Annotated in this window: 13 protein-coding genes; 9 read left to right on the plus strand and 4 right to left on the minus strand. The window is 66.2% G+C overall.

The genetic code is table 11. The annotated features are described in order from the left end of the window. Positions 1 to 95: 95 nt before the first annotated feature. Positions 96 to 1,001, minus strand: a complete 906-nt coding sequence (locus tag ACW14X_RS28670) for a bifunctional methylenetetrahydrofolate dehydrogenase/methenyltetrahydrofolate cyclohydrolase (protein WP_457164171.1) — start codon at positions 999 to 1,001, stop codon at positions 96 to 98. 268 nt (positions 1,002 to 1,269) lie between these two features. On the opposite strand from ACW14X_RS28670, the gene ACW14X_RS28675 reads away from it, so the two are divergent. Then, positions 1,270 to 2,763 carry a histidine kinase gene (locus tag ACW14X_RS28675; protein ID WP_457164172.1) on the plus strand — a complete coding sequence of 498 codons (1,494 nt, stop codon included), beginning with the start codon at positions 1,270 to 1,272 and terminating at the stop codon, positions 2,761 to 2,763. Beyond that, the gene (locus tag ACW14X_RS28680) at positions 2,760 to 3,437 is read left to right on the plus strand and encodes a response regulator (protein WP_457164173.1); all 678 of its coding nucleotides are present in this window, start codon (positions 2,760 to 2,762) and stop codon (positions 3,435 to 3,437) included. Before ACW14X_RS28675 ends, ACW14X_RS28680 begins: the two co-directional genes overlap by 4 nt. 255 nt (positions 3,438 to 3,692) lie before the next feature. On the opposite strand, the gene ACW14X_RS28685 is transcribed toward ACW14X_RS28680, so the two are convergent. The 3 genes from ACW14X_RS28685 to ACW14X_RS28695 all read right to left on the minus strand — a co-directional run bounded on the left by ACW14X_RS28685 (position 3,693) and on the right by ACW14X_RS28695 (position 7,296). Further along, positions 3,693 to 4,607, minus strand: coding sequence for a catechol 2,3-dioxygenase (locus tag ACW14X_RS28685; protein ID WP_457164174.1), 915 nt, complete (start codon positions 4,605 to 4,607; stop codon positions 3,693 to 3,695). Positions 4,608 to 4,629: 22 nt separating this feature from the next. After that, positions 4,630 to 4,962, minus strand: a complete 333-nt coding sequence (locus ACW14X_RS28690; protein ID WP_457164175.1) for a 2Fe-2S iron-sulfur cluster-binding protein — start codon at positions 4,960 to 4,962, stop codon at positions 4,630 to 4,632. A 150-nt stretch (positions 4,963 to 5,112) separates the two neighbouring features. Next, positions 5,113 to 7,296, minus strand: a complete 2,184-nt coding sequence (locus ACW14X_RS28695; RefSeq protein ID WP_457164176.1) for an ATP-binding protein — start codon at positions 7,294 to 7,296, stop codon at positions 5,113 to 5,115. A gap of 404 nt (positions 7,297 to 7,700) precedes the next feature. Here ACW14X_RS28695 and ACW14X_RS28700 point away from each other — a divergent pair, with 404 nt between their 5' ends. From ACW14X_RS28700 to ACW14X_RS28730, 7 genes are all read left to right on the plus strand, one after another. Beyond that, positions 7,701 to 8,510, plus strand: a complete 810-nt coding sequence (locus ACW14X_RS28700; protein ID WP_457164177.1) for an IclR family transcriptional regulator — start codon at positions 7,701 to 7,703, stop codon at positions 8,508 to 8,510. A gap of 24 nt (positions 8,511 to 8,534) precedes the next feature. Further along, positions 8,535 to 9,338, plus strand: a complete 804-nt coding sequence (locus tag ACW14X_RS28705) for a 2-keto-4-pentenoate hydratase (RefSeq protein ID WP_457164178.1) — start codon at positions 8,535 to 8,537, stop codon at positions 9,336 to 9,338. Further along, positions 9,335 to 10,129 (plus strand): 2-keto-4-pentenoate hydratase, encoded by a 795-nt coding sequence (locus tag ACW14X_RS28710; RefSeq protein ID WP_457164179.1) that lies wholly within the window; start codon positions 9,335 to 9,337, stop codon positions 10,127 to 10,129. Before ACW14X_RS28705 ends, ACW14X_RS28710 begins: the two co-directional genes overlap by 4 nt. Position 10,130: 1 nt before the next feature. After that, on the plus strand, positions 10,131 to 10,322 hold the full coding sequence (locus ACW14X_RS28715) for a tautomerase family protein (RefSeq protein ID WP_457164180.1): 192 nt from the start codon (positions 10,131 to 10,133) through the stop codon (positions 10,320 to 10,322). A 153-nt stretch (positions 10,323 to 10,475) separates the two neighbouring features. Further along, positions 10,476 to 11,750 carry an acyl-CoA dehydrogenase family protein gene (locus tag ACW14X_RS28720; protein WP_457164181.1) on the plus strand — a complete coding sequence of 425 codons (1,275 nt, stop codon included), beginning with the start codon at positions 10,476 to 10,478 and terminating at the stop codon, positions 11,748 to 11,750. Positions 11,751 to 11,777: 27 nt separating this feature from the next. Next, the gene (locus ACW14X_RS28725) at positions 11,778 to 12,047 is read left to right on the plus strand and encodes a 4Fe-4S dicluster domain-containing protein (protein ID WP_457164182.1); all 270 of its coding nucleotides are present in this window, start codon (positions 11,778 to 11,780) and stop codon (positions 12,045 to 12,047) included. Beyond that, positions 12,044 to 13,393 (plus strand): FAD-dependent oxidoreductase, encoded by a 1,350-nt coding sequence (locus ACW14X_RS28730; RefSeq protein WP_457164183.1) that lies wholly within the window; start codon positions 12,044 to 12,046, stop codon positions 13,391 to 13,393. The genes ACW14X_RS28725 and ACW14X_RS28730 overlap by 4 nt, the downstream gene beginning before the upstream one ends. The last annotated feature ends 126 nt before the right edge of the window (positions 13,394 to 13,519 follow it).

Below are 13,519 nucleotides of genomic sequence, written 5' to 3' on the forward strand. Positions count from 1 at the left end.
CGCCCGAATCACCAAGGGGGTGGAAGTGCGATGTGGCTGATCACGAGATTGTTCGGGGGCCTTGTGATCGGTCACGGTGGCTCCGCCGAGCATCCTCAACCCTTGGCGAGCCCGAGGCGGCGCTCCGCAGCCTCGACCACATTCGTCATGAGCATCGCGCGGGTCATGGGGCCGACGCCACCCGGGGTCCGGCTGAGCTTCCCGGCGACTTTGGCCACATCCGGGTCCACATCTCCGAGGAGCCCCTCGTCGGTCCTAGTGATGCCGACGTCGACAACCGTCGCACCCGGCCGAACATGATGGGCCCGGATCAGGCCGGCCGTTCCGGCTGCCGCGATGATGACATCGGCCCTGCGCAGGTGTTCTTCGAGATCCACCGTCGCCCGGTGGCACAGCGTGACCGTCGCGTTCTCGCTCTCCCGCGTCAGCATCATCGTCAACGGGCGACCGACGGTAAGACCAGCGCCCACGACGACGACGTGAGCGCCATACAGGTCGACATCGTAGTGACGAAGAAGCTCGACGATCCCGCGGGGCGTACACGGAAGTGGACCCGGCGTCGAGGCGGTCAGCTGTCCCAGGTTGTACGGGTGCAGACCGTCCGCGTCCTTGCCCGGCAATACCGCGGAGAGCACTCGGCCACGGTCGATGCCTTGCGGCAGGGGCAGCTGCACGATGAATCCCGTACACCCGTCGTCATCGTTGAGCGCTTGGACGGCGTGCAGAACGTCGGCCTCACTCGCATCGCCGGGAAGCTCGAGTCGGAACGAGCTGATGCCGACTCGGGTGCAATCGCGGTGCTTGCCTGCGACGTACGAGCGGCTTCCGGGATCCGATCCAACCAGGACCGTGCCCAGCCCCGGCCGGTACCCGAGCTCTGCGAGCACTTCGACCCGCGTGGCCAAGTCCTCGAGCACGAGAGCGGCGAGCGCTCGGCCGTCGAGGACCTTCAGGCGTGCGAGGTTTCGGGTGGTGCGTTCGGTCTCCGGATTCGTGGTCACAGTTTCCTGACTTTCGATGGCTGGGGTGCTGAGTGCCTGTGTCTGATGCGCTCGCCTTCAGCGAAGGAGGAGCATGATCAGTGCATGCTTGACGCTAGAGGTGCCCAGAGTTCCTCGGAACGCGCGAAGGTCGCGACGACGGCAGTCGAGACGGTCACAGGCGCTACGTCATCCGTCGCGGACCGCCATGCGGCGAACGGGAGAGGCGATGCAGCGTTGCTTGTGCGCGATACTGGATCGAGGTCAGCAGCGGCGAAGGGAGAAGCTGTTGAGTGAGCTCGATGACATCCCCGGCGGTGCTGTGATCCTCGATCGCCGGCAACGCGTCATCGAAGCCAGCGCACGTGCGGCCGCGCTCCTCGGATACGCGAGGCCCTCGGAGGTTGCTGGAGTCGTTGTCCCCCTTGCGATCAGTGAGCCGGACAAGCCGGGCCGAACAGAGGATGACGGCGGCCTGGTAGTTACGTGGGTGCGTCCGGACGGTCAAAGTCGTCAACTGGCTTACCAGGCTGGACCACTGCGGATGGACCGGTGCCTGGTCGTGTTCCGTGACGTCACGACAATTCTGGACGAGCAGCGACGTCAGCAGCACCGACTGGTTGCCATCTCGCGTGCAGCGGCCCGGACCGCAACCCGCGACGAGCCGCAGTCGGTGCTCCAGGCACTCGCCATGGAGATACAGCAGGTCGATGGCGTTGCCGCGACCCAGGTGATGGTGAGGGTGCCCGGGGGTGATCGCCTCCAGATCATGGGAGCAGCGGGCTTTCCGGAGGACGTGACCTTCTTCGACAAGCTGCACGCCTCGGACGACAGGGGTGCCCAACTTGTCACGACCCAAGCGACGACGACTGGTCGGCAGATCGTCTATCCGCATCGACGGACGGCTATGCTCAACGACGAGCGCTGGCAGCCGATGCACAAGTACATCTCCCAGATTGAATGGGACGACTTCGTTGCCACTCCGCTCAAGGTCGGAGAAGACGTTGTCGGTGTGCTCAACGTGTACTTGTCCCCGGGCGTGGGGAGCGCTACCGCCCTGTTGGAATTCTTCGGTTCGATGGCTCAACAGGCTGCACTAGCGATCGACTACACCGCGCTGATACAGCGCGACCGTGTCCTCGTGCGCCAAGAGGAGCGTCGTCGACTCGCGTTCGACCTGCACGATTCAGTGGTACAGCAGGTCTTCTCCGTCGGCATCCAGGCCCGCGCGTTGAGCAAGGTGAGTGCGCGACTGGCCGAGCCTCATCGGACCAAGGTCGAATCGATCGCTGATGAGATCGTTGAATTGAGCCAAACCGTGCAACGGGATCTACGTGGCATCGTCCTCGCACTCCAGTCGTCGCTACCCGCAGAACGAGGACTGCCCGCGGCGCTACAGGAGGTTGTGTCCGGGGTCGGTCGGCGTTCAGGTGTCGACATCGAGGTTTCGGCCGATCCACTCGACGCGCCGGTCGAGTTCGTCGAGGATGTTTTCCAGATCGCCTGCGAGGCCCTTCACAATGCGGTCAAGCATGGCCGACCTCAGCAGGTGACCGTCCAGGTGAGCATCTTGCACGGAAGTCGAGTCCAGATCGATGTCACTGACGACGGTCACGGTTTTGTCGCTACGGAGGCCCGACGGGGCTTCGGGATCACATCCATGCGAGAACGCGCTGGCAGGTGGGGAGGCAGCATTGAGCTGTCGCCTCGGGACGGTGAGCCTGGGACGCGCGTATCAGCAGTGCTGCAGGCGCCATGCCCTCTCCAAGGAGGTCGACCATGAGCGAGGATGACCTGGCTGAGCACCCGGATCCGATCAAGGTGATGATCGTCGACGACCACGCAGTTGTCCGGCGCGGTCTTCGGAGCTTCTTTGGCGAGACCCACGACATCGTGGTCGTCGCTGAGGCGGAGTCAGCTGCAGAGGCGACCGCGATCCTAGGGTCCGCGTCTGTGCATGGCGAGTTGCCCGATGTGGTTCTCCTCGACATCGTGATGCCCGGGATGGATGGAGCGGAGGCGACTGCGGAGATCAGGCGGCGGCACCCTGGCCTCAAGATCGTCATACTCACGAGCTACAGCGAGATAGAGCGAGTGCACACAGCTCTCGCGAATGGCGCTTCCGGGTATGTGCTGAAAGACGCGGACCCGGCCGAGGTCGAATCCGCAATTCGTGCGTCCACAAAGGACGAGGTTTTCTTGGACCCAGCGGTCGCTCGGCAACTGACGCAACGGCTCATTGCGCCTGTGGCCGGTCTGGGTCTGCTTAGCGCCCGCGAACGTGAGGTGCTCGTTCTGTTGGCACGTGGGCTGTCGAATCGTGAGATTGCCGCCGACCTGACGATCAGTGAGCGCACGGCTCGGACTCACGTGAGCAACGTCCTCGGGAAACTGCACCTGACCTCTCGAACCCAGGCGGCGTTGGTGGCCGTCCGCGAGGGCCTTGTCCGCCCCTGACGACACCGGCGGTCTGGGTCGCAGGTGGGCCGTCACGCGGCTGGTGCGTCAGCGCGCCTACCTGCGCTGAGCCGGATCGAAGGAGTCACGATGACGTACTCCGCAGTTCCGGATGTGGCGTCTAGGACTGCGTCGTGAACTAGCTGTCGTGTCCAGGCACGTTGCGTGAGCAGGTACAGCGCGGGCGGTCGTTTTGCAGGCTCCGGGCGCGCCGAAGGGCCACCGCTTGATGCGCAGGCCCTTCGGCGCCGTCTGTCACGTGTGGACGTTCATGAAGGACTCATGGGCTTCGCGCTGGTAGTAATCCAGGGCCCGGTCCAGGTTATCCGCGGTCCACGTGATGGTGGGCCGGTCACGGTAGGGGTAGTAGCCACCGGCGAAGACCTCATTGCGGTTGCCTGACGGGTCGAAGAAGTAGATCGTCTCCCCACGGGTGAGACCGTGTCGGGTCGGTCCGATGTCCACCGAGACGCGGTCCATGCTGAAGAGGTCCGCCGCGTGCTGGATCGAACTCCAGTCGCGCAGCTGGAAAGCGAAGTGGTGCAGCTTGGCGTCGGGGCCCTCGATGATCGCGATGTCATGGACCTTCTTGCCGGCGGTGAGCCACGTCGCCATCAGCGGTGCGCCGTCGTCGAGAGAGGCGACCATGCGCTCGCTGGGGTAGAAGTCGAACACCTCGATGAAGAACCGCTCCGCGGTGCCGACGTCGCTTCCGAGCATCAGGGAGTGGTCCAGTCCCGGTGCCCCGACGCCGACGAGGTGTCGCGGGAAGACCTCCGGGTTGTGAGTCCCGGTCTCGAGTCCGATGGCGGTCATCTCGTGATACAGCTCGATAATGTGACCGTTGGTCATGAAGATGCGGACGCCGTCGCCGACCTCCTGGTTCTCGCCTCGGGACATCCGCTCGGTCTTCACGCCGAACTGCTCGGCGCGCTTTTCATACAGCTCGAGGTCCTCCAGGAACTCGACCTTGAAGCCGTACTTGATGACGCCGACCCCACCCTCCTCGAGGACGACCGAGTGGTGGTCCCACTCGTCCCATCCCTTGAGGAAGATCTTCTGGTCGGCCTCGAGCGTGGGGTAAAGACCCATCGTCTCGACATAATGCTTCCGGGCTTCGGCCAGGTCGGTCACCCGGGCGTGGACGTAGCCCATGCGTGCGATCGCCATTGTCGCGCTCCCTTTCTGTTTCTCAGTTCTTCGGTCGGGCAAGCGCGGCCAGGGTCTTGGAGATGCACCCGAACTTGAACCCCGGGGGAATCGCGATCGTCGCGTCCCCGTCCGGAACGGCGCGACAGAGCAAGACGGTTCCGGCGCTTCTCTCCTCAGGCGTCACGACGGTGTCCGCCACCGTGGCGCTGTAGGTCGCCTGTCCCTCGGCGAGGGTGACCTTGCAGATGCCGCAGCCGCCCCGCCTACAACCGACCCGAGCGGTGTAGCCGGCGCGGTTGAAGGCGGCAAGCATCGTCTCGCCATTCCTGAGGTCGATGACCGTGTCGTGGTCGTCGACTCGAAGTTCTGCCATGGCCGCTGCCCTCCGTACCGTGCCGTGCTTGTGACCGCCATTACAGCTGCGGTGCGTCGCATACTTCGCGCTCGTCCCGGTATCCCGGAAGTCAGCGGGGTAGAGACAGAGACCGTCCGCGTCGCCGGAAACTGGCGACGTCCGTCCACGTCAGGAGGGGCGCGCGCTGATCCAGGCGGCCAGCTGTGCCCTGCGGTTGAAGCCGAGCTTGCTGAAGGCGTTCTCGAGGTGGGCCTCGACGGTGCGCTGCGAGATGTGGAGCTCTGTGGCGATCTCGCGGTTCGTCCGACCGTGCGCGACCAGTCCGGCAATCTGGAGCTCGCGCCGGGTCAGTTCTGCGTCTGGAGGGTGCCGGCCGTTGGGCGCCGCGGCAAGGACCTGCTGGACGAAGTCGGCAATGGGGAGGCTTCGGCCGGTCTCGAAGGCTGCCTCGAAACCCGCGTCACCTATGGCGTCTCGGATCTGGGTTTCCGAGGCGCGCCGCCGGTCCAGCCAATGTTTGGAGTGGAAGAGCTGGTGGCCGAAGGATGCCCACGAGGTATGGGCCGCCCCCATTGCTTTCGCAGCGGCGACCCACGATCCTTCGGCCGCGCGTGCCCACGAGAGAAGATCGAAGGTCAGGGACAGGCCGAGCACATCGCGGAAGGAGTACTTGGTCCGGATGGCATTCAGCGTCAGCGCGATGGCCTCGGCCGGACGGTCGTCGGCCAGCTCAACAAACCCGCGACCGTATTGGGCGTATGAGCGTTCCCAGTCCTCGCCGCGGCTGATGCAGAAGCGCTCGCTCCCCTCGAAGAGCACGCGGGCAGCGTCCAGTTCGGCCGTGAAGATGTGAGCGAGACCCAGTTGGATCTCCGCTCCGATCCGGAGCTCGGGTTCAGCGCCGGCGTCTGCATAGCGCCGCACAGCGCCGGAGAGCAGCGACGTGGCGCGGACGGGGTCGGTGAACAGGGCGGAAAGACCGGCGATGTGCTCGGAATAGGCGAGGAGACGCGCATCGTCGAGGTCGTCGGCCACGCGCCGGCACTCGATCGCGAGCTCTTCGGCTTCGGCTGCGTCACCTTGCAGCGCCGCAACGTAGCCAAGTGCTGCGAGAACCTCGGCCTTAGCTGACGGCATCGCCCCGGATACCTGGGTCGCGCGGGTCAGCCACACGCGGCCCTCCGCCAGCAGCACGCATACCCAGAGGTACCAGGCCCGTCCGATGGCCGACGCGGTCGCGGGCGCGTGTTCGGCGCGTCCTAGCGAGAACTCGAACGCCGTTCGCAGGTTGGGATACTCCAGTCGAAGTCGCTGGGACCACGCCTCCTGCTCCGGACCGAACCACGACCGACGGGCCTGGTCGAGGAGGTCGAGGACCCACGATCGGTGGCGTTCTCGCAGCGCACTCTCCTCCCCGGAAACGGCAAGTCGGGCCTGACCGTACTCGCGAACGGTCTCGAGCATCCTGAAGCGAGCGCGGCCGCCGACTTCCTCGCGGCTCAGCACTGACTTCTCGACGAGCCCCGCGAGTGCGTCGAGGACGTCCTCGGATGCGAGGGGTCCGCCGGCGCAGACTGTCTCGGCTGCGAGGAGACCGAAGCCGCCGGCAAAGACGGACGCGCGTGCCCACATCGTCTGCTCTGCCTCGGTGCAGAGGTCGTAGCTCCAGTCGATGGTCGCCCGAAGGGTCTGGTGTCGCTCAGGAGCGAGCCGCCCGCCGGAGGTCAGCAGGTCGAATGCGTCGCCGAGTCGGGAGGCGAGTTCGCTCACGCCCAGAGCACGCAGTCGCACGGCTGCGAGCTCAATCGCTAGCGGTATTCCGTCGAGGTGCCGACAGATCTGGGCCACGTCGTCTCGGTTGTCGTCATTCAGGGCGAAGTCCGGGACGACGGCGCGTGCACGGTGCTCGAACAGCACCATCGCATCGTAGGTGTCTGCTGGTTGGATCAGCCTCGGATCGGAAGACGGGACCGACAGTGGCTGCACGGGGAGCACGCGCTCGCCCGGCACCCCCAGCGGCTGGCGACTGCTGGCGAGCACCCGGATTCGGGGTACCCGGGCGAGAAGGTCGATGACGAACTCCGCCACCGCATCGAGAAGGTGCTCGCAGTTGTCGAGGTAGAGCAGGGCGGCGCGGTCCTGGAGGTGCTCGGCCAGCAGGTCGAGTGGGGTCTTGGAGCCTGTGTCGGAGATGCCGAAAGCGGTGGCAACCGTTCGAGCGACAAGCTCTGCGTCGCGCAGATTCGCCAGTTCCACGGTGACGCCCGATCTGGTGTACACCGGGTGGGCCTCGAGCAGGCGGTAGGCGAGGCGGCTCTTTCCCACCCCGCCGGGACCTGTCAGGGTGACCAACGCGGCCCCTGAGAGAAGGTCCGTGCCTCGGGCGAGTTCGGTTCGACGCCCGACGAAACTCGTCATTCGTTCGAGCCCCATGCTCGCGCGGGGTGTGCGAGCAGTGGCAGGCCCCGCACCTGTCGCCATCTTGGAAGCCTCCGGTCCCTAGATCATCACGGTAGCCGCGCCACCGTTTCAGTGCACCCCTACGCGGAGGGGCGGCTTTCCTGGCATCCGGAACAACGAGGGCATGTCGTGCTCGGTATGTACGGGATCACAAAATCCGTAGTGGTTTGCGGGAACTACGGATGGTGCGCAGGCGGTCCCGATAGCAACGTGACTCTTACGTGACGGTCGTCACTTCGTCAACTCCTGGTCGAGGGCTTGGCAGGGCGGCTGGAACCTTTGAGAGGACACGAATCATGTTGCAGACCATCCAGAAGATCGGACCCGTTCTGGACCTGTTCACCTGTGAGCAGCCCGAATGGGGCGTCTCGGAAGTGGCGAATGCCATCGGAGCCCCGCGGTCCAGCGCACACTCGCTGCTGGCGAGTCTCGTCGACACCGGGCTGCTCCAGTGCCGTGGCCGTGGCCGCTACCGGATCGGGTGGCGGGTGGTGGAGATGGGCCAGACCCTACGCGCGAGCACCGACGTGAGGTCTGCGGCCGCGGACTCGCTCCAGAGCCTCAACGAAACGTTCGGCGAAACGGTCCACCTCGCGGTGATGGATCGGTACATGACGCTGTACGTCGACAAGATCTCGGGAACCCACGTCATCAACGTGATGGGGGCTCGCGTCGGATCTCACGTCGACATGCACTGCACAGCCATCGGCAAAGTGCTCTTGGCTTCGTGCGAGCCCGAGGAGATCGATCGGTTCGTCCTCAGCAAGCCGCTGCGCCGGCTCACTCCGGCCACGATCACCAACCCGGCTGCGCTCGTTCGCGAGCTGGACCACGTTCGCTCGACCGGGGTCGCTTTCGATGCAGGGGAGGCCGTGACCGAGGTCCATTGCGTCGCCGCGCCTGTACGTGACGACCTAGGCACCGTCGTGGCCGCGATCAGCATGAGTGTCCCGGTGAGCCGTTTCGCCCCCAACAAGATCGAGCTGCGCAAGGCCGTGTGCGCCACCGCCGCCGAGATCACCCGCAAGCTCGCCCGCCCACGCAACAACCCGGTCACGGTCGTCCGCGACGACCCGAGTGTCGGCCTAGCTTCGCTCGCCGGCTGACCAGAACGAGAGATGAGGACTGTCATGACCCCCGCTGACCACCGCGCCGTCGCCGACCAACTGTTGGCGGCGTACGCCTCCGGCACGCCCATCAGACCTGTGGTGGAGGAGTATCCGACCGCCACGTTGGGAGACGCCTATCGCATCCAGCAGGCACAGGTCGAGACCTGGGAGCGCAACGGCGATCCCGTCCGAGGCCACAAGGTAGGCCTTGCCTCGCGGGCCATCCAGGCACAGATGGGGGTCGGTCAGCCTGACTTCGGTCACCTGACCGGGTCGATGTTCCATCTGGAGCACCAACCGATTCCTGCCTCCACCTACATCCAGCCCAGGATCGAGCCCGAGATCGCATTCGTCCTAGGACGGCCGCTGCGGGGGCCCGGGGTGACGGCGGCCGACGCCATCGCGGCGGTCGACTACGTCGTGCCCGCGTTGGAGATCGTCGACTCGCGCATCGAGGACTGGAACATCTCGATCGTCGACACAATCGCCGACAACGCCTCGAGCGGCGGCGTGATCCTGGGCAGCAGGCCACGCTCCCTGCGTGACCTCGACCTGCGTACCCTCGGCTGCCTGCTCCACGTCAACGGGTCCTTGGTGGCCACCGGCGCAGGAGGGGCCGTCCTCGGCTCGCCGCTGAACGCGCTCGTGTGGCTGGCCAACACCGTCGGCGCGCTCGGCGTCGATCTCGAGCCCGATCACCTGATTCTGCCTGGATCGATGACACGCGCTGTGCCGGTAGGGCCGGGCGACACGGTCGTGGCGACCATCGCCGAGCTCGGCACGGTCACTGCGCTGCTCGGTGAGGTCGAGGGGGTGGCCGCATGAGCGCCACGGCCATCGACTGGAGCGCTGAGATGGTGGCAGGTCTTCTGCTCGCAGCTGAGGACTCCGCGACTGCGCGGTCGTCGATCTCGGCGGAGTGGCCCGGTCTGGATCTCGCCACCGCGTACGCGGCCCAGGACATCGCCCTCGAGCGGCGTCTCTCGCGTGGCGAACGCCTGGTCGGCGTCAAGCTGGGACTCACCTCGCGAGCGAAACAGCGCCAGATGAACGTCGACACCCCGTCTGTGGCGTGGCTGACCGACGCGATGTTGCTTCCCACAGGCGAAGCCCTTCCCCGCGAGCGGTTCATCCATCCCCGTGCCGAGCCCGAGATCGCGTTCGTCATGGGCGAGCGGCTGGAGGGCCCCGGGGTCACCCCCGAGCGAGCCCTTCAGGCGGTCGAATCAGTGACCGCGGGCATCGAGGTGATCGACAGCCGCTATGCCGGGTTCAAGTTCTCGCTTGCCGACGCCGTGGCGGACAACAACAGCTCGGGAGGCTACGTGCTGAGTGCGATCCGCCGCAGTCCCTCGGACATCGACCTGATGCTCGAGGCGTGTCTCGTCGAGATCGACGGCCATGTGGTCGACACCGCCACCGGGGCCGCCGTCTACGGGCATCCCGGGGAGGCTTTGGCCTTCGCGGCGAACACTCTCGGTGAGCGTGGGCACGCCATCGAGGCAGGCTGGACCGTGCTGACCGGCGGGATGACCGACGCCTATCCGATCGAGCCGGGAGCGCGGGTCGCAGCGCAGTTCACGCACCTCGGGTCCGTAACCATCGCGGGAGGCTGAGATGCCTTTCATCGATGTCACCGTCGCGGAGGGGCGCAGTCCGGACCAGTTGCGAAGCCTGATTCACGAGCTTCACGAGGCAGCGGTGCGCGCCCTCGGTGCACGTCCGGAGACCGTGCGCGTCGTCCTGCGCGAGGTGCCGCTCACGCACTGGGCAGCCGGCGACGTGACGATCGCCGAGCGGTCGGGCTGAGTCAGCACGATCACATCGACGTTCTCGGAATCTGAACAGTTTCCGTGACGCCATCGCCGATCTTCCCGCGAACCCGTATCAGGCGCCCCGAACGACCCCATCTGGGATGGAGTCGTCCGTGCCGAATCCATCACCACCCGTCCAGGAGCGAAAATGACGATGACCGTCGACAGCACCCAGAAGCAGGACGTTCTCATTCCGTCCGCGTCGGGGCGCGTCAAGCGCCAAGCCGAGAGCCTGTACAACGATCTCCTCACTCCCGAGGGATCGCGTGAGGTCCGGGCTCGGATCCAGGACATCTCGGACCGTCTCGTGGCGCCGGTTGCCTGGCGGATCGCGATGGGCGACGAGCGGGTGGACGGCTTCCCGCGCGACATCTTCGACGCGCTCGGTGAGGCGGGGCTCTACCGGATCCCGTTCTCCCAGGACGTCGGTGGCGATGGGCTCGACCACCCGGCCACCGCCACTGCTATCGCCGTCGAGGAGCTGGCGTACCACTCGAACAGCGTCGCGGCGATCTTCGACGTCCATTGCATCCTCGCCGGCAATGCTCTCAACCAGGGCAACGGCGCACAGCGCCAGCGCTGGCTGCGTCCTATCGTCGAAGGCGAGATCGTTGGGTCGTTCGCGACCAGCGAGCCGGCCGCATCCAGTGACCTCTCGCCCGCGGCCGTGGCTACCGTGGCCGAGCGTACGCCCGGAGGCTGGCTGCTGAACGGTCGCAAACGGTGGATCACCAACTCGGTCGTGGCCGGGGTCGTGGTCGTGCTGGCCCGGACGGGCGACAACCTGACGACCTTCATCGTGCCGACCGATACTCCGGGGGTCTCGATCGGGACGCCCGACCGGAAGATGGGCAACCGAGGGCAGGTCACCGCTGACGTCGTCATGAGCGGCGTCGAGCTGGGCGACGATGCCGTGCTCGGCGAGGTCGGCGGAGGCCTCCGCGTGGCGCTGCAGACGTTGACCTACGGCCGCATCGGCATCGCGGCGGCGGGCGTAGGGATGGCCCAGGCGGCCTTCGACCGCACCGCGGCCCATCTGGCTGAGCGTCTTGCGTTCGGCAAGCCGCTGGCGGCACAGCAACACTGGCAGTTCCTGATGGCCGATCGCGCGACCGAGATCTCGGTCGCACGCGACCTCTACCTCAAGGCGGCGCTGCGTCTGGACGCAGGCAACCCCTTCCCCGAGCCGGAGGCCGCGATGGCCAAGCTGTTCGGGACCCGACTCTCGGTCGACATGGCACGTGATGCCGTTCAGGCCTTCGGTGGGCTCGGCTTCACCAGCCACCAGGGGGCGACCGACCAGGAGGCATCGATCGAGGCCATCTACCGCGACAGCAAGATCGGCGAGATCTACGAGGGAGCCAACGAGGTCCAGAAATGGGTCATCGCACGACAGATCTTCGGAAAGAGCGTCACCGGTTGAGACCGGTGACCCACCTGGGAGGCAGCTATGTCTTACGTCATCACTGAACCATGCGTCGGCACGACCGACCGGTCGTGCGTCGAGGTCTGCCCCGTCGACTGCATTCAGCCGTCAGACGGCGCCAGCGACGCCGAGCAGCTCTACATCGATCCAGCAGAGTGCATCGACTGCGGTGCCTGTGTGTCGACCTGTCCGGTCAACGCCATCTTCCCCGATACCGAGGTGCCAGAACACTGGGAGCACTTCATCGAGATCAACGCCGCGTTCTTCCGCGAGCGCGAGGGTGTGTCGGCGTGAGCGGGCAGCGGACGGTCGCCGTGGTCGGGGCAGGTCCGGCAGGGTTCTTCGCGGCCCAAGCACTTCTGGCCCATCCCGACCTGGAGATACACGTCGACATGTATGACCGGTTGCCAACGCCCACCGGTCTTGTTCGCGCCGGCGTAGCCCCGGACCACCCGAAGATCAAGCTGGTCTCGGCTAAGTTCGAGAAGACTGCCGCGCACCCGCGCTTCCGGTTCATCGGCAACGCGGAGCTCGGTGCTCACTACACCCGCGAGGACCTCGTCAGCCGCTACGACGCAGTGCTCTACAGCGTTGGTGCGCAGGGGGATCGGCGCCTCGGAGTGATCGGCGAGGCACTTCACGGAGTCGTCTCGGCCAGAGACTTCGTCGGCTGGTACAACGGGCACCCCGACCACGCGCAGCTCGAAGCCGACCTTGACGTCGAACGTGCGGTGGTGATCGGCAACGGCAATGTCGCGCTCGATGTTGCCCGGATCCTGATGACGCCCGTGGAACGACTCCGTGCCACCGACATCGCTCCGCACGCTCTGGACCGGTTGAGCGAGAAAAGCATCCGGGAGGTGGTGATCCTGGGCAGACGTGGCGCCGCGGACGCAGCGTTTACGCCACCGGAGATCGAGGAGCTCGCCGAAATGACCGGGGCACGCGTGGTCATCGATCCCGCCGACCTCGACATCGGCGACCGGGAGACCCTCCCGGTGCTGACCCAGCGCGCGCTGGCCGCCATGGACAAGTACGCCGAGTCAGACACCCAACCGGGACCCGAGGAGCGGCGGATCACATTCCAGTTCCGGTCCTCGCCCGTCGCCTTCTCCGGCCACGGACGGGTCGAGTCGATGATGCTCGGGCGCAACGTGGTCGAGGCTGACGAAGGCGGCCGCCGTCGTGCGGTCGACTCGGGCGAGCGCGAGATCAGCGAGGTCGGCCTCGTGGTGCGGGCCGTCGGCTATCGCGGCGTCCCGGTGGCAGGTCTGCCTTTCGACGAGGAGACCGGCACCATCGCGAACGATGACGGACGGGTCCGCGGCGGTCTGCATGAGTACGTGGCAGGCTGGATCAAGCGTGGACCCAGCGGAATCATCGGCACCAACAAGAAGTGCGCGGTCGACACCGTGCGGCTCGTCCTGGAAGACCTGGCCGCGGAGGACTCTGTCTCCGAGGGCCCGGTGGATCTGGGCTGGCTCGAAGCCCGTCAGCCCGCAGCCGTGTCATGGCATGGGTGGCAAATGATAGACGAGCACGAGAGGGCCGAGGGTGCGGCGAGCGGTCGGGCCCGGGTCAAGGTCTGTGACCGGCAAGAGCTGGTTGCACTGGGCACCTCGATGCCTGCCCCCGTATGACTCGTCCGTCCAGCGATTGTGGACACGAGACCACCGCCCGTGCGCCGGCGTTCGGTCATCGCGATCGAGCAGCGTATCCGACGCTCCTCCCGCCTAGCGTCCGCGTTAGGCCGTCGTCCAGTCGCC

The sequence above is a fragment of the Nocardioides sp. YJ-D4 genome, from assembly GCF_054031495.1.

Bases quoted from the DNA above. Each gene is read 5' to 3' on its own strand.
- ACW14X_RS28725 (WP_457164182.1), top strand. From the start codon at position 11,778: ATGTCTTACGTCATCACTGAACCATGCGTCGGCACGACCGACCGGTCG.
- ACW14X_RS28705 (WP_457164178.1), top strand. From the start codon at position 8,535: ATGACCCCCGCTGACCACCGCGCCGTCGCCGACCAACTGTTGGCGGCG.
- ACW14X_RS28690 (WP_457164175.1), bottom strand. From the start codon at position 4,962: ATGGCAGAACTTCGAGTCGACGACCACGACACGGTCATCGACCTCAGG.
- ACW14X_RS28685 (WP_457164174.1), bottom strand. From the start codon at position 4,607: ATGGCGATCGCACGCATGGGCTACGTCCACGCCCGGGTGACCGACCTG.
- ACW14X_RS28700 (WP_457164177.1), top strand. From the start codon at position 7,701: ATGTTGCAGACCATCCAGAAGATCGGACCCGTTCTGGACCTGTTCACC.
- ACW14X_RS28680 (WP_457164173.1), top strand. From the start codon at position 2,760: ATGAGCGAGGATGACCTGGCTGAGCACCCGGATCCGATCAAGGTGATG.
- ACW14X_RS28710 (WP_457164179.1), top strand. From the start codon at position 9,335: ATGAGCGCCACGGCCATCGACTGGAGCGCTGAGATGGTGGCAGGTCTT.
- ACW14X_RS28720 (WP_457164181.1), top strand. From the start codon at position 10,476: ATGACGATGACCGTCGACAGCACCCAGAAGCAGGACGTTCTCATTCCG.
- ACW14X_RS28715 (WP_457164180.1), top strand. From the start codon at position 10,131: ATGCCTTTCATCGATGTCACCGTCGCGGAGGGGCGCAGTCCGGACCAG.